The 15420-nt window shown below is 60.9% G+C and carries 13 protein-coding genes; 5 read left to right on the forward strand and 8 right to left on the reverse strand.

The genetic code is table 11. The annotated features are described in order from the left end of the window. Nucleotides 1-368 precede the first annotated feature (368 nt). The 7 genes from PverR02_RS20750 to PverR02_RS20775 form a co-directional block, all read right to left on the reverse strand. Nucleotides 369-2759, reverse strand: a complete 2391-nt coding sequence (locus PverR02_RS20750) for a TonB-dependent receptor (RefSeq protein WP_079444305.1) — start codon at nucleotides 2757-2759, stop codon at nucleotides 369-371. 177 nt (nucleotides 2760-2936) lie between these two features. Beyond that, entirely contained in the window at nucleotides 2937-3224 is a 288-nt protein-coding gene (locus PverR02_RS20755) for a cyd operon YbgE family protein (protein WP_017847574.1), read from the reverse strand. Further along, a complete protein-coding gene (cydX, locus tag PverR02_RS20760) occupies nucleotides 3221-3343 on the reverse strand; it encodes a cytochrome bd-I oxidase subunit CydX (RefSeq protein ID WP_017847575.1) in 123 nt (40 codons plus the stop codon). The genes PverR02_RS20755 and cydX overlap by 4 nt, the downstream gene beginning before the upstream one ends. A gap of 22 nt (nucleotides 3344-3365) precedes the next feature. Then, on the reverse strand, nucleotides 3366-4502 hold the full coding sequence (gene cydB / locus PverR02_RS20765) for a cytochrome d ubiquinol oxidase subunit II (protein ID WP_017847576.1): 1137 nt from the start codon (nucleotides 4500-4502) through the stop codon (nucleotides 3366-3368). Then, nucleotides 4495-6066 carry a cytochrome ubiquinol oxidase subunit I gene (locus PverR02_RS20770; RefSeq protein WP_079444306.1) on the reverse strand — a complete coding sequence of 524 codons (1572 nt, stop codon included), beginning with the start codon at nucleotides 6064-6066 and terminating at the stop codon, nucleotides 4495-4497. Before PverR02_RS20770 ends, cydB begins: the two co-directional genes overlap by 8 nt. Further along, nucleotides 6063-6239 (reverse strand): cytochrome oxidase putative small subunit CydP, encoded by a 177-nt coding sequence (gene cydP, locus PverR02_RS32320; RefSeq protein WP_017847578.1) that lies wholly within the window; start codon nucleotides 6237-6239, stop codon nucleotides 6063-6065. The genes PverR02_RS20770 and cydP overlap by 4 nt, the downstream gene beginning before the upstream one ends. A 159-nt stretch (nucleotides 6240-6398) precedes the next feature. Continuing rightward, nucleotides 6399-7730 carry a sigma-54 interaction domain-containing protein gene (locus tag PverR02_RS20775; protein WP_079444307.1) on the reverse strand — a complete coding sequence of 444 codons (1332 nt, stop codon included), beginning with the start codon at nucleotides 7728-7730 and terminating at the stop codon, nucleotides 6399-6401. 242 nt (nucleotides 7731-7972) lie between these two features. Here PverR02_RS20775 and PverR02_RS20780 point away from each other — a divergent pair, with 242 nt between their 5' ends. The 5 genes from PverR02_RS20780 to PverR02_RS20800 all read left to right on the forward strand — a co-directional run bounded on the left by PverR02_RS20780 (nucleotide 7973) and on the right by PverR02_RS20800 (nucleotide 13951). After that, nucleotides 7973-8851, forward strand: coding sequence for an MBL fold metallo-hydrolase (locus tag PverR02_RS20780; RefSeq protein ID WP_017847580.1), 879 nt, complete (start codon nucleotides 7973-7975; stop codon nucleotides 8849-8851). A gap of 55 nt (nucleotides 8852-8906) precedes the next feature. Beyond that, nucleotides 8907-10577, forward strand: a complete 1671-nt coding sequence (locus tag PverR02_RS20785; RefSeq protein ID WP_046382747.1) for a bifunctional protein tyrosine phosphatase family protein/NAD(P)/FAD-dependent oxidoreductase — start codon at nucleotides 8907-8909, stop codon at nucleotides 10575-10577. A gap of 28 nt (nucleotides 10578-10605) precedes the next feature. After that, entirely contained in the window at nucleotides 10606-11412 is an 807-nt protein-coding gene (locus PverR02_RS20790; protein ID WP_017847582.1) for a sulfite exporter TauE/SafE family protein, read from the forward strand. Nucleotides 11413-11859: 447 nt separating this feature from the next. Continuing rightward, a complete protein-coding gene (locus PverR02_RS20795; protein WP_017847583.1) occupies nucleotides 11860-12042 on the forward strand; it encodes a hypothetical protein in 183 nt (60 codons plus the stop codon). A 352-nt stretch (nucleotides 12043-12394) separates the two neighbouring features. Then, nucleotides 12395-13951, forward strand: coding sequence for a methyl-accepting chemotaxis protein (locus tag PverR02_RS20800; RefSeq protein ID WP_079444308.1), 1557 nt, complete (start codon nucleotides 12395-12397; stop codon nucleotides 13949-13951). Between the two features lie 26 nt (nucleotides 13952-13977). On the opposite strand, the gene PverR02_RS20805 is transcribed toward PverR02_RS20800, so the two are convergent. Next, nucleotides 13978-15351 (reverse strand): MFS transporter, encoded by a 1374-nt coding sequence (locus tag PverR02_RS20805; RefSeq protein WP_079444309.1) that lies wholly within the window; start codon nucleotides 15349-15351, stop codon nucleotides 13978-13980. Between the last annotated feature and the right edge of the window lie 69 nt (nucleotides 15352-15420).

Below are 15420 nucleotides of genomic sequence, written 5' to 3' on the forward strand. Positions count from 1 at the left end.
AGAAAGTATGGCTATTTGGAACTACTGGATATAAAAATAAAATGCCATTAGTTCGCCACGCCGCAGTCGGAGTTAACTGGGTTAATCGACTGGAAGTTCCAGCGCTAGTTCCTGAAGCGGGGAAACAAACTGAAAAGAATAGCCTGCAACCGCCTTGAAACAGCCGCGAAAGCCTTGATTTAAAGCCTCCAAGCCGACACCCAAGGATTCAGCTAATTGCAATTAGCCACTTCGCCAATCAGAGCCTGGCGCCGAAGTTTTTCCTCGACGCGCATCAAGCTCCAACTTTCAAACAACCTTGTTATTGATCTTCATTGCCGCTGAACGCTGGGTTTGCCGCGTGGTAGCAAACACAGACGATCGGCCAGTCAGAAGTCGACCGTCGCCGACAACAGGTAAGTCCGCGGCGTCGACAAGGTCAGCCCCGGTTCGCTGTCGTCCGACGCGCCCGCCGAGCTCCAGTAGCGTTTATCGGCGACGTTTTCCACATTCGCGCGCAGGGTGATGTGTTTGTCATCGACCTTGAACGCATACCGTGCGCCCACGTCGATGCGGTTCCAGGCGTCGATTTCCTTGGCGTTGGCCTGGTCCAGGTATTGCGAGCTGGAGTAGATGCCGCGCGTGGTCAGGGTCAGGCCTTCGAGGCGCGGCACGTCCCATTCCGCGCCGAGGTTGACGTTGTACTTGGGCGTGGCCGGGGCGCGGTTGCCGTCGAACGTGCCGTTGGTGGTGTGGGTCAATTCGCTGTCGATGTACATCACGCCGCCCAGCAGGCGCAGGCCCTTGAGCGGTTCGCCGAACAGGCTGAGTTCCACGCCGTCGTTCTGGCGCCTGCCGTTGGGGCCGAACACCCGCGAGGTGGCGTTGGTTTCATAGGCCGGCTGCTTGATGCGGAACACCGCGGCGGTCACGGCGAACGCACCGGCGTCGTATTTGGCGCCGACTTCCACCTGGCGGCTGATGAACGGCGGGAAGATTTCATCTTCGTTGACCGAGGTGGAAGGCGCGACCTTGCCCTGGCTCAGGCCTTCCAGGTAGTTGGCGTACAGCGACAGCGCGTCGGTGGCCTTGAACAGGATGCCGCCGGACGGCGAGATTTTTTCTTCGTCGTAGGCGGTGTCGCCTTTGACGTTGTTGGTCCAGTCATCCACCTTCACCCGCTGCCAGCGTGCGCCGAGGGTCAGCAGCAGGCGATCGTCGAAAAAGCCCAGGGTGTCGGACAACGCCACGCCGCTGAATTTATTCTCGGTGTATACCTGCGCATCCTGGCGGATGGCGGTGGACGGCGTCGGTGTTTGCACCGGGTTGTAAAGATTGCTCGGCGCCGCCGCATAGCGTGCGCCGCCGTTGGTGAAGTCCATGTAGAAGTAGCTGGCCGCCAGGTTGACCTCGTGGCTCACCGGCCCGGTATGGAACCCGCTGCGCACGCCTGCCGTGGCGGTACGCACATTTTCATCGCGGCTGAAGTCGCGCGGCTGCACGCTGAAATCCCCTGCACTGTTGCTGACGGAAACGGCGTGACGCAGAAAGTCGTGGTTGCTTTTGCGCGCGCCGACACCGCCGTAGAGCATCAGGTTATCGCTGAGGTCGAACTCGGCATTGAGCGTGCCGAACGTGTCGTTGGTGCTGGCCTTGCTCCACGACTGCGCGTAGTTGCGGCGCACCTCGTTGGCGCTTGGCACCGGGGCCGCGGCGGCCACCTGCACGCGTTCCTGCGGGGCGTTGGTGTCGCGCTCGGTGTGGCCGATATCGCTGGAAAGGCGCAGGCGCTCACCGCGAAAATCCAGGCCCAGCACGGCCATTTCACGGTCGACACGCTGGTGGTCCCACTCGGTGTCGCCGGCCTGTTTCACGCCGTTGAAGCGCAGGCCGAACTTGTTGTCCTCGCCGAAACGCCGGCCCACGTCCACCGCGCCGCCAGCCTGGCTATCGGAGGCCCAGGTGCCGGTGAACGAGTTGATGTTCTTGTCGGTGGCGCGCTTGGGCACCACGTTGATCCCGCCGCCCACACTGCCGCGCGGCGAGATGCCGTTGATCAATTGGCTGGGGCCTTTGACGATGTCGACACGGTCGGCCATTTCCATGTCGATGGTGTAGGTCGGCAACACGCCGTACAGGCCGTTGTAGGCCACATCACTGTTGAACAGGCTGAACCCGCGAATGGTGAACTGTTCATAGCGCCCACCGGCCGGGTTGGTGGCGCGCACCGACGGGTCGCTGGCGATCAGGTCGCCGAGGGTCCGCGCCTGCTGGTTCTTCACTGCCGCCTGGGTGTAGGTGGTCATGCTGAAGGGCGTGTCCATGAAGTCCCGCGAGCCCAGCAGGCCCTGCGAACCGCGTCGCGCCACTTGCCCACCGGCGTAGATATCGCCGTCGGCTTCGCTGCGGGTCCCGAGGATGGCGGTCGGCGCCAGTTGCAGGCTGCTGCCCTGTGGCACCGGCACCAGCATGTAGGCCTGCTCCCCCATCGGCTGCAGTTGCAGGCCGGAACCTTGCAGCAGGCGGGCAAAGCCTTCTTCCACCGCGTACTCGCCGGATAAACCACTGCTACCGCGGCCACTGACCAGCGCCGGGTCCACCGCTAGGTTGACCCCCGACAACCCGGCGAAACGGGTCAGCGCGGCACCCAGGCTACCGGCCGGCACTTGGTAACTGCGGCGGGTGGCGGTGTCTTCGGCATAGCTGATCGGGGTAAACAGCGGGCTGGCGCTGAGGCTCAGCATCAGGCTCAGTTTGAGCAAGGGGCGGACGGCGGGCATGGGCGGAAGCTCTCGATTTTGTTCACTTACCTGGAATGACAGGCGAGGTGAAAAAAAGGGACAGGCTTCCGCGCTTTTTTCTAGCAAATAACCACTAAGGCTCAATCAACCGACAGGTTGACTCGACGATCCCGGCGCCGCGCAGTACCGCCACGGTGGCGTCGGGATCGTCCGTTTTCAGTGCAGGAACTTCAACCAGCCAGCCAGTGCCAGCGCGGCAAAGCAGGTCCAGCCCGAGAACAGCCAGCGCCACACGCGCGCACGCGGCACGAACCCCACGCCCCGCACAAAGGCCACACTCATCGCCGCGAACAAGGCCATTGCCAGCCCATGATCAGCTTTGCCGTCCGGGGTGGCCATCAGGGGCGGATAGAGCGTACACACCAGCATGATCGCGATCGCGATAAGCAAGCTCAGCGGGTGAATGCGTGAGGGCGCCGGAGCCTCGGCGACACGCGGCATCATGGCCGCGGCTCCTCACGGTCGCTCAGGGCACGCCCCGCTTCGTTCTCGCCCCACATCGCATTCAATATGGCCAGCAACAAGGCGAAACCGACTCCCAGCATCCAGGCGAAATACCACATAGTCTTTGCTCCTCTGATGGCGTTAGTAGGCCGAATGTTCGTTGGCTTTGATCTGTGCCACGGTGACCTTGCCGCGCATGACGCGATAGGCCCACGAGGTGTAGATCACGATCAGTGGCATGAAGATCAACGTGGCCCAGAACATGATCGCCAGGCTCAGATGACTGGCCACGCTGTCCCACACGGTCAGGCTTGCCGCCGGTACGGTCGACGACGGCATGACGAACGGGAACATCGACACACCAGCGGTGCTGATCACCCCGACCACTGCCAGCGACGAGGCGACAAACGCAGCCAGCGTACGGCGCATCAGCATCAACAATGCGGCACCGGCGGCGCCCGCCAGGCCCAGCGCAGGCAGCAGCCACAGCGCTGGATAATGACCATAGTTGGCCATCCAGGCGCCGGCTTCGCGTACCACGGTCTTGTTGAGAATGTCCGGCAGCCCGGCGATGTCCACCACCGAGGTAATGCGATAGCCGTCGATCGACTGCAACCACACCCCGGCAATGACGAATGTGCACATCAGCACCAGCGCCGCGCCAACCCCGCCCTTGATGGCGCGAGCCTGGATCACGCCTTCAGTGCGGTGCGCCAGGTAGGTACCGCCTTGCAGGGTGATCATTGCACTGCTCACCACACCGGTCAGCAGGGCGAAGGGGTTCAGCAATTGCCAGAAACTCCCGGTGTATGTCGATACCAGCAAGTTACTGAAGTGGAACGGTACGCCTTGCAGCAGGTTGCCGAACGCGATGCCGAACACCAGCGGTGGTACGGCGCCGCCGATGAACAGGCCCCAGTCCCAGGTGCTGCGCCATTTGGCATTGTGAATCTTGCTGCGATAGTCAAACCCCACCGGGCGGAAGAACAGCGCCCACAGGACCAGAATCATCGCCCAATAGAACCCGCTGAACGCGGTGGCGTACACCACCGGCCACGCGGCGAACAACGCCCCGCCCGCGGTGATGAACCACACCTGGTTGCCGTCCCAGTGCGGCCCCACGGTGTTGATCGCGACGCGGCGTTCCACGTCCGAGCGGCCGACGAAGGGCAGCAAGGTGCCGACGCCCATGTCGTGGCCGTCCATGATGGCGAAGCCGATCAGCAGTACGCCGACCAGTGCCCACCAGATAAGTTTCAGGGTGACGTAATCAAACATGGTGGAGTTCCTTCATGTTGGCATCGTGGGCATAACGGCCGGTTCCGAGGCTGCCCGGCCCTTGGCGGGCGAACTTGACCATCAGGAACATTTCAACCACCAGCAGCACGGTGTAGAAAGCGACGAAGCCTGCCAGCGAGCCATAGAGGTTATTGACGCTAAGGGTGGAGACACTCATGTGAGTGGGCAGCACGCCGTAGATGGTCCAGGGTTGACGGCCGTATTCAGCGACGAACCAGCCCAGCTCGCAGGCCAGCCAAGGCGCCGGCAGCATGCAGAGCGCCCAACGCAACAGCCAGCGACGGCGTGTGCAGACCGACTTCAAGGTGCTCCAGAAGGCCAGCCCGAACAGCAACAGCATGGCGAAACCCAGCGCGACCATGACCCGGAACGCCCAGAACATCGGGGTCACGTGCGGTACGGTGTCGTTCATCGCCTTGTCGATGATCTCCGGCGTGGCCTGGTTGACGTCTTCAACGTACTTTTTCAGCAGCAGGCCAAAGCCGAGGTCCGCTTTGTACTCTTCGAAGGTATCGAACGCCGCCTTATCAGTGCGATCGGCCCGCAGGGCTTCAAGCGCATTGACGGCGGTAATGCCACGCAGGATGCGCGCGCGGTTTTTCGCTTTGATGTCATGAATGCCCGGGATCTGCTTGCTCACCGAGCGCGTGCCGATCAAGCCCATCACCCACGGTACATCGACTTCCCAATTATTCTTGGACTCGGCTTCGTTGATGCTGGCCAGCAAGGTCAGGCCGGCTGGCGCGGGTTTGGTTTCCCACATGGCTTCCATGGCCGCCAGCTTGGTTTGCTGCGCCTCACCCACGGTGTAACCCGACTCATCCCCCAGCACGATGACGCTCAGCACCGAGGCCAGGCCGAACGCCGCCGCCACCCGGAAACTGCGCTTGGCGAACTCGACATCGCGATTTTTGAGCAAGTACCAGCTGGAAATCGACAACACAAACATCGAACCGGTGACGTAACCGGCAGACACCGTGTGTACAAACTTGGCCTGAGCCACCGGGTTGAATACCACGGCCCAGAAATCAACCATCTCCATACGCATGGTGATGTAGCTGAATTCCGAGCCGACCGGGTTCTGCATCCAGCCATTGGCGATCAGAATCCACAGCGCCGACAGGTTGGTACCGATGGCCATCAGCAACGTGACCAGCAAGTGGTGCTCTTTCTTCAGGCGATCCCAGCCAAAAAAGAACAGACCGATCATGGTCGATTCGAGAAAGAACGCCATCAAGCCCTCGATGGCCAGCGGGGCACCGAAGATGTCGCCCACGTAGTGCGAGTAGTACGCCCAGTTGGTGCCGAACTGAAATTCCAGGGTGATGCCGGTTGTCACCCCCAGGGCGAAGTTGATACCGAATAACTTGCCCCAAAAGCGCGTCATGTCCTTCCAGATGACGTTCCCGGTCATCACATAGACGCTTTCCATGATGACCAGTAGCCACACCATGCCAACCGTCAGCGGTACGAATAGAAAGTGGTAAAGCGCAGTGGCTGCGAACTGCAGCCGTGACAAATCCACCAGTTGTTCTGAGATCACTTGCTTGCCCCTTGAGTCGAGGTGGGTACACCGAAACGGTTGCCGACGATGTTCGGGTCGACACTGACGTGCGAATCCCGGATGAACAGCCACCACAGCACGCTCAGCAGCACGAGCTTGATCAGCACCGCGGTGAGTAGATGGCGTAGTAGGCGTTTGTCGGAAATAGTCATGTCTATGCACTAAGCACAGGGCATGCCAAAGCCAGATCTTCTATTTTTATCGTTATAAAACAATTGGTTATGAGTTTTTTAGCGGTAGCCCTGGCGCACCGCTGCTGGTCAATGCGCTGCCAGTCTGGCAGCTTGGCAGTCACTGGCAGTCGTAGAGGGTTAGGCCAGGCCTTGTTCCTTCAGGCGCCGGTACAAGGTCCGGTCGCTGATCCCCAGGTGCTTGGCCAGTTCGCTGCGGGTGCCTTTGAATGTGGCCAGGGCCTGCGCCAGCGTGCTGCCGTCGAACGGCGTCGAAGCCGCAGGCGCAGCCTGAGGTGGCGGCGCCACGGAGGCCTGGGGTAAATGGATGGCGCGGATGACCCCATCGTCAGCGAACAGGCTTGCTCTTTCCAGGACGTTGCGTAACTCACGCACATTGCCTGGCCATGAGTACTGCTGCAGGGCTGCCAGGGCTTCGGCATCGATGGTCAGTCGACGTTTGCCGGCACCACGCCGTTGCAGGAATGAATTCACCAGCAAGGCGATGTCTTCTACCCGATTGCGCAAGGGCGGCAAATGAATGGGGAAGGCGCTGATGCGGTAGTACAGGTCCTGCCTGAACTCGCCTTTTTCCATCATTTTTTCCAGCGGCTTGTGGGTGGCGGCAATCAACCTGAAATTGGCGTGGAAGGTCTCGACACTGCCGACCCGGCGATAGGTGCCCGATTCGATCAGGCGCAACAGTTTGACCTGCATGGCCAACGGCACATCGCCAATCTCATCCAGGAACAATGTGCCGCCCTGGGCGGTTTCGACCAAGCCGGGCTTGCGGGTGATGGCGCCGGTGAAGGCGCCTTTTTCATGGCCGAACAGCTCGCTCTCAAAGAGTGTTTCGGTCAAGCCCGAGCAATCCACCACGACAAACGGCCCGCTGGCCCGTTCGCTGGTTTCATGGACGGCGCGCGCGAACAGCTCCTTGCCGGTACCCGACTCGCCCAGGAGCAGCACCGGCAGCATGGACGGCGCCACCCGCTGCAGTTCCGACAGGGCAAGGTTGAAGGCCGGTGAACAGCCGACCAGCCCTTCGTTGCTCGGCCGCGCCGAGGCGCTGCGCACCAGCGTCAGGCGCTCAACATAAGCGGTGATCGCCCCATTTTCGTCGAGGATCGGCCGTAATTCGACATCGACATGCTCAGGCCCCCGAGGCGTGTGGTGGATGTGCAAGACACGATCCGGCCCGCGCTTTTCCTGGGCCTTCTTCATCGGGCAATTCTCACCCGCCTGGTCACAAGGGACGTCGTAATGGTGTGAGATCTGATAACACTTATGGCCGATAAAGGGTTTGTCAGCGCTGCCGAACTGGCGCTGATAGGCCGTGTTGGCTGCCAGGATGTTGTAGTCCGGATCGAGCACGATCATCGGATTGGGTTCGTGTTCCAGAAACGAAACAAGCGACTGCACTTGATCCGGGTGTGGGACGGCGTTGGCTGGGGTAGGCAGAAAAGTCTTCATCATGGCTCCTGGAATCCATTTTTCCATCCTGTTGTGGCACTGCCACCTCTGTCAAGGCACTGCCAATGGCAGAAGAATCCCCCAGATACAGGCCTGAATACCCCTATACAGAAACACAAAGCCCAATAAAATCAATTGGATATTAGGCTATTTCGGCAAAACCATGGCCTGGCAAACTTATTGCTATGTCAGTCCTTAGTCTAAGCGGCTCGAAAAAAAAGCCCCCCCTAAGGAGACAGTTCATGCGCGTCAAACTTCACGTCGAAGGCTTCTTCGACTCTGCCACCAACACCGTCAGCTATCTGGTACTGGACGAGACCACCCTCCACTGCGCGATCATCGACAGCGTATTGGATTACGACCCTAAATCCGGCCACACCGCCACCACGTCCGCCGACCGCCTGATCGCGCGGGTGAGCGAGCTGAATGCGCAGGTCGAGTGGATTCTCGAGACCCACGTCCACGCCGACCACCTGACCGCCGCGCCCTACCTGAAAGAAAAGCTCGGCGGGAAGATCGGCATCGGCAGCCAGATTTCGACGGTACAAAAGGTCTTCGGCACGCTGTTCAATGCCGGTAGCGATATGCCCCGCGACGGCAGTCAGTTCGATCACCTGTTCGTCAACGACGAGTCGTTCAGCATTGGCACGCTGCACTGCACCGCACTGCATACACCCGGCCATACGCCGGCCTGCATGACTTATGTCGTCAGCGATGGCAGCGAAACGGCAGCCTTCGTCGGCGACACGCTGTTCATGCCCGACTACGGCACCGCCCGCTGTGACTTCCCCGGCGGCAATGCGCGCACGCTGTTCCAGTCAATCAACAAAGTGTTGAGCCTGCCGGCGGATACATTGCTGTATATGTGCCACGACTACCAGCCGGGCGGCCGCGAGGTGCAATTCGTCAGCACCGTTGCCGAACAGCGCGAGCAGAACGTGCATGTGCGTAATGGCATCAGTGAGGAGGAGTTCGTGGCGATGCGTACCAAGCGGGATGCCTCGATGGACATGCCGACCCTGATCCTGCCCTCGGTCCAGGTCAACATGCGAGCCGGGCATTTGCCCGAGCCTGAATCGAACGGGATTCGCTACCTGAAAATCCCACTCAACGTCGCCTGACATTCCCCCCACCCTAAAAAAAATCATAAGAAAAATACCCATAACGGAGACACTTATGGATATCCGCCGCCTTGCGCCTGCTTTATCAGTATCAGAACAGATTTTCCCCAGCCAATTGGCCGAACTGAAAGCCGCCGGCTTTCGCGCCATCATCTGCAACCGCCCCGATGGCGAAGGCAGTGACCAACCGTTGTTTGCCGAAATCAAACGCGCCGCCGACGCGGTCGGCATCGAAGCGCACTACCTTCCCGCCGAGTCGGGCAAAGTCACCGACGAGCAGGGGATTGCCTTCGGCGAATTGCTGGAAACGCTGCCCAAACCGGTGTTGGCTTATTGCCGGTCCGGGATGCGCTCGACAACGATGTGGGCGCTGTCGCAAGCAGGTCAGCACGACCTGCCGCACATCGTCGAAAGCGCCAAAAAAGCCGGCTTCGATATGAAAGGCGTGATCCGGCGGATCGCGAACCAGGGCCGCACGCCGGTCGAAGTGGCCGAAGCACAACATACCGTGGTCATCATCGGTGCCGGCGCGGCGGGTATCGCCACCGCCTCCAGCCTGCTGGCCCGCGCGCCAGGGCTCGACATTGCGATCGTCGACCCGGCCGATGTGCATTACTACCAACCCGGCTGGACGCTGGTCGGCGGTGGTGTGTTCGATGCGCGCCAAACGGCGCACACCATGGGCACCACCCTGCCCCGCGGCGTGCATTGGATCAAGGCGGCGGTGGCGGCTTTCGAACCCGAGCGAAATGCGGTGATTCTGGATGGCTGCCGGGTCGTCAAATACGAGCAACTGATTGTGTGCCCCGGCCTGAAGCTCGATTGGCATGCCATCGAGGGGTTGTCGGAGACCCTCGGCCGCAATGGCGTGACCTCCAATTACCTGTATCACCTGGCGCCTTATACCTGGGAAAAGGTCCAGCAACTGCGGGGTGGCCGGGCGATTTTCACGCAGCCGCCGATGCCGATCAAATGCGCCGGGGCGCCGCAAAAAGCCATGTACTTATCGGCCGACCACTGGAAACGCAGCGGTGTGCTGGATGCCGTCGAGATCGAGTTCTACAGCGCCGGCGCGGTGCTGTTCGGGGTTCCCGACTATGTGCCCGCGCTGATGGAATACGTCACCGCTTACGGCATCGACCTGAATTTCGGCAACACCCTCACCCGCGTCGATGGCCCGGCGCGGACGGCCACGTTCAGCGGCGTGAACCCGGATGGCAGCCCCCGTGTGCTGACCCGTGAGTTTGATTTGCTGCATGTGGTGCCACCGCAGGTCGCGCCGGACTTCATTCGGGTCAGCCCGTTGGCTGACGCGGCCGGCTGGATCGATGTCGACCCCGCCACGCTGCGTCACAAAACCTTTGCCAATATCCATGCGCTGGGCGACGCGGCCAACACGAGCAACGCCAAGACCGCGGCCGCCGCGCGCAAGCAGGCGCCAGTGGTGGCGCATAACGTGCTGGCGGCCATGGGCAAGGCCAACGGCTGCGCGCAGTACGACGGTTACGGCTCCTGCCCGCTGACGGTGGAGCGCGGCAAGATCGTCCTGGCGGAGTTCACCTATGGCGGCAAGGTCGCCCCCAGCTTCCCGTCATGGCTGATCGACGGCACCCGCCCTTCCCGGCTGGCGTGGCTGCTCAAAGAGCGGATTCTTCCGCCGCTGTATTGGAAGGGTATGCTCAAGGGCCGCGAATGGCTGGCGAAACCCGAGTTGACCGACCAATGAAATCAGCGCTGAACGCAAGGAGACTGAGATGATCATCGTCTTACTGCTCGGGCTGACAGTCGGCGTGATTCTGGCCCTGACCGGCGCCGGCGGCGGCATACTCGCGGTGCCGTTGCTGGTGTTTGGGGCGGGCTTGAGCATGGCCGAGGCCGGGCCCATCGGGTTGTTGGCGGTGGGCCTGGCCGCGACGCTGGGCGCGGTGATGGGCCTGAAAAACGGCACCGTCCGCTACAAGGCGGCGCTGTTGATCGCCACCGCCGGGATCATCTGCTCGCCGCTGGGCCTGTGGTTGGCGCAGCGCACGCCGAATCGCCCGTTGACGATCCTGTTTGCCTGCGTGCTGATGTACGTGGCGTTCCGGGTATTCAAACGGTCGTTGCCGCCGTCCCCGGCGTCGAAGGCCGCCGTCGCGACCAAACCGCCGCCCTGTGTATTGGACGCCCAACGCGGCAAGCTGAACTGGACGGCGCCGTGCGCCTGGGCGCTCACGGTGTCGGGCGTGATCGCGGGCGGGCTTTCGGGCTTGCTCGGCGTGGGTGGCGGCTTTGTGATGGTGCCGGCGCTGCAGCGCTACACCAATTTGACCGCGCAGTCGGTGTTGGCGACGTCGCTGGCGGTGATTGCGCTGGTGTCGATGGCCGGCGTGGCCGCCAGTTCGGCGGCCGGGCATTTGCAGTGGGCCGTGGCCCTGCCGTTCTCCGTGGGCGCCTTGTTTGGAATGGCCGGCGGGCGCCTGATCGCGGCGCGGCTGGCAGGCCCGCACTTGCAACGCGGATTTGCCGCCGTGTCGATGCTGGTGGCGGTGGCCCTGCTGGTCAAAGCGCTTGGATCATGAGCGCGGATTCCCGACTTTCCAGGCGTGCGTGAAACACGCCTGTCAGGGTTCAACGTCACGCTTCGGTCGTGCCTGGCAGGCGTGGGCATTCGCGCGCCATCGTGGCAGCCGTTGATCACCCGGGCCGCCAAGATACAAGTACCCGCGCGGCACGTTATTAGATAAAGGCTAAATAAATATCCAACTTATCGACTGAATCGAATCACTGGCTTAATCCGAGAAAATACTATAAGTGCGCGCGCAACATTATAAATCGCATGAATATGCGCCCCAAAGGAATTGAACTTTACCGCCTCACCCGTTAGCCATTAGTCGAATACTGCCTTTCGCGGACAGCGTTTTATAGTGTGCAATAGAAAAACCATCCACTATTAAAATTGATCCTCGGTACTTTGAATGTCGCCCATCCCCTCTTCACCGAATACCCTTCCGATAAATGAGGAGCTGTTGCAATTACTCCAAGCGACGGCTAACGCCCAAACCGCCTGGATGACAACTGTCAATCATTTGGAAGCGGCCTGTGATGAGGTATGGCTGGCTCGCATGTGGGAAGTCGAACACCTTGAAAATCAATACAGGGCCTGCCAGGACCAGCTGTTTTCCTATCTGAAAAAAGCGATCAAGATCTAGACTTATCAGTACGGCCCTGCACTCTTTTCGGTCGTTCGCGCGCCGAAAACAGCGCCCGCCAGAACTCGGGCCGACTGAATATTCGACTAAAGTACAACGCCGCACTACGCGTGTCGGAAAAGCCACCTTAGTTGAATAGCCGACAACTCCGCCAACGCCCGACAGACGTGGAGCTGTATCCTTTCAGTCGCACCGCCAATCAATCTCCCTCGCATCCTGATATTTTTCATACATGGCCCGATTTGCCATCTGGATCAGCCTGACCGTCACACTAGTGCTAAAGCATTGGGAGGGATGGTCGACATTCAGGTGATAAAGGATCAATCAACCTGAGTTACTCACTGGAGTCCATATGTTCGGCTGGATCAGCAATATCCGAGTCAGTGCTAAATTAAGTTTGGGATTCGGCCTGGTACTGGGGCTTGCGTTGTTGCTGGCCGCGACCGGCTGGTACGCAGTGGTGACATTGACCGACCGCGGGCTCAAGGTTGAGGAAATTGCTCAGGTCAGCGATTACACCAAAGACTTGCGGATCATTCGCTTGCGCATCGGTACGAACACCCAACCGGATGCCTATCAACCGCTGCAGCAAACCCTGGATCGCCTCGCAGCCCACTTGGACAGTATCGGGGATACGTTCGTCGACCCACAGGATCAAAACCTGATTCAACAGCAGGAAAATGCAGTCAAAGGGTACGGGCAACTGCTGCATGAATTGGCCACCCCCAACATTGACCAGGCGGCCTTGTTTAAACGGATGGGCCAGTTGGGCGACGTGTTGCTCGACACCACACAAAAGCTGATTGAATCGCAAAACACCAAACGCGATACCGATGCCGCGTCCGCCAAGGCCTCGCTGAGCCTCGTCGCGACGCTGGCGCTGCTGCTGGGCGCGCTCGCCGCATGGGTGATCACACGGCAAATCGTCAATCCACTGCAGCACACGCTCCAGGCGGTGAACCGCATTGCCCGGGGCGATTTGACCGAGCATGTGACGGTGACCCGGCGCGATGAGCTGGGCCAACTGCAGTCGGGCCTTCAGCAGATGATGCTCAACCTTCATGAGCTGATCGATGGCATTCGATCCGGCGTCATTCAGGTTGCCAGCGCGGCCGAACAACTGTCGGCGGTGACCGAGCAAACGAATTCGGGGATCAGCACCCAGAAAGCCGAAACGGATCATGTCGCCACCGCAATGAACGAGATGACTGCCACCGTCCACAACGTCGCACGCAACGCCGAGGAAGCTTCCGTCGCTGCCTCGGCCGCCGATCAGCAAGCCAGCGAGGGCGAGCAGATCGTGGGTGAAGCCATCGAGCAGATCCAGCGCCTGGCGACAGAACTCAACCAGTCGGCAGACGCTGTGCGCCACCTCCAGGAACAGAGCGATAAAATCGGCGGTGTCCTGGACGTGATCAAAGCCGTCGCCCAGCAAACCAACCTGCTGGCGCTGAACGCCGCGATTGAAGCCGCCCGCGCCGGAGAGGCCGGCCGTGGTTTTGCGGTGGTGGCCGACGAAGTGCGCAACCTCGCCCTGCGCACCCAGCGCTCCACCGAAGAAATCGAGAGCCTGGTCGCCGGTGTGCAAAGCGGCACCCAAGCCGTGGCCTCGGGCATGGAAAGCAGCCTGTTGCTGAGCGAAAGCAGCGTGGAATGCACCCACCGTGCCGTCAGCGCACTGGAGAACATCACCAGCAAGGTCTCGATCATTCAGGCCATGAATCAGCAGATTGCAACGGCGGCGGAACAGCAAAGCGCCGTCACCGAGGAGATCAATCGCAGCGTGATCAACGTTCGCGACATCTCCGACCAGACGGCCAACACCTGCGAGGAAACCGCCGCGTCGAGTAACGAACTGGCGCGGCTGGGACATGAGCTGGAACGGCTGGTGGAGCGTTTCAAGGTCTAGGTGCGGCGGATCGCCAATATCGGTGCTTACAGATTCGTCCGGCGCGGTGGCACAGACACCACCGGTCGATCGGTAAACACCCTGTTGGCGCTGCGGCCCAGCCCATAAATCGCCAGGGCCGCCAGACCGGAAGGCACCACAAGCGCGGCAAACACTTGCGCGAAGGTCCAGCCCCAACTCAGCATCTGCGCGCCGGCAAAGGCGCTGAGGATCGCGCCAACACGACCGATACCGCTCATCCAGCTGGCGCCGGTTGCTCGCGCCTGCGTGGGGTAGAACGTGGCGGCCAGCGCATTCATGCCGACGCTCGCGCCATTGAGGCAAAACCCCACCATCCAGGCAATCGAGCACAGCAGCACAAAGTGCCCCGTGGCCTGGCCGATCGCATAGATCACCGCACCGCTCAACATGAACACCGCCATCAGCACCCGGTATTTGTTCCAGCGATCCATTACCCAACCGACGCACAGCGCGCCTGCGGGTCCGCCGATCTGGAACATCGCGGTCACGATGGCCGCGTCCGCGACGCTATAACCGCCGCCTTCTTTCACCAGGGTCGGTAACCAGCCGCTGAACAGGTAGACCAGAAACAACGCAAGGACATAACCGCTCCACAACATCAACGTGCCGAAGCGATAGGACGGGGACAATACGATCTGCATCGCCGAAGCGCGCATCAGCGGATGAGCCGGCAGGCAGAAGGTCGATTTCGCGTCGCTGACGCCCGGCGCGAGTTTTTCCACAATGGCGCGGATAGACGCGTTCGGCGCCTGCCTGGCGACCAGGAAGGCCACCGATTCAGGCAGTTTGAAATACAGCAGCGGCGCCACCAGCAGGGGCAAGACACCGCCCAGGATCAGCATGCTTTTCCAGCCGAAGGCCGGAATCATCCAGGCTGACAGAAAGCCGCCTGCGGCGGCGCCCAAGGAAAACCCGCAAAACGCCACCGTGATCAGGAACGAACGACTGCGCTGCGGCGCGTACTCCGACACCAGGGTGCTGGCATTCGGCATGGCCGCGCCGAGCCCCAAGCCCGTCATGAAGCGCAGTACGACCATGGTATTGATGTCCGGGGAAAACGCCGTCGCCAGCGTCCACAGACCAAACATGAACACACTGCTCACCAGCACGATCTTGCGTCCGTAACGGTCGGCCAGCGGCCCCGCGACCAGCGCACCGACAGCCAGGCCAATCAGCGCCGCACTCAACACCGGGCCCAACTGCTGGTGGCTCAAGCCCCAGTCCATTTTCAATTGCGGTGCGATAAAGCCCATGATTGCCACATCGAAGCCATCCAGGCCGATGATCAGGAAACCGAGAAATACGACCCACTTCTGAAAGCCGCCAATGGCGCGACTGTTGATCAGCGCCTGGATGTCGATGGGTTGAGTTGTCAGCATGAAAGTCACCTCTGTGTTGTGGGGGCGCCCAACCACTGCGCCCGCTTTTTTATTGGGGTGAAACGAGGA

The organism is Pseudomonas veronii (genome assembly GCF_002028325.1).
Classification (GTDB): domain Bacteria; phylum Pseudomonadota; class Gammaproteobacteria; order Pseudomonadales; family Pseudomonadaceae; genus Aquipseudomonas; species Aquipseudomonas veronii.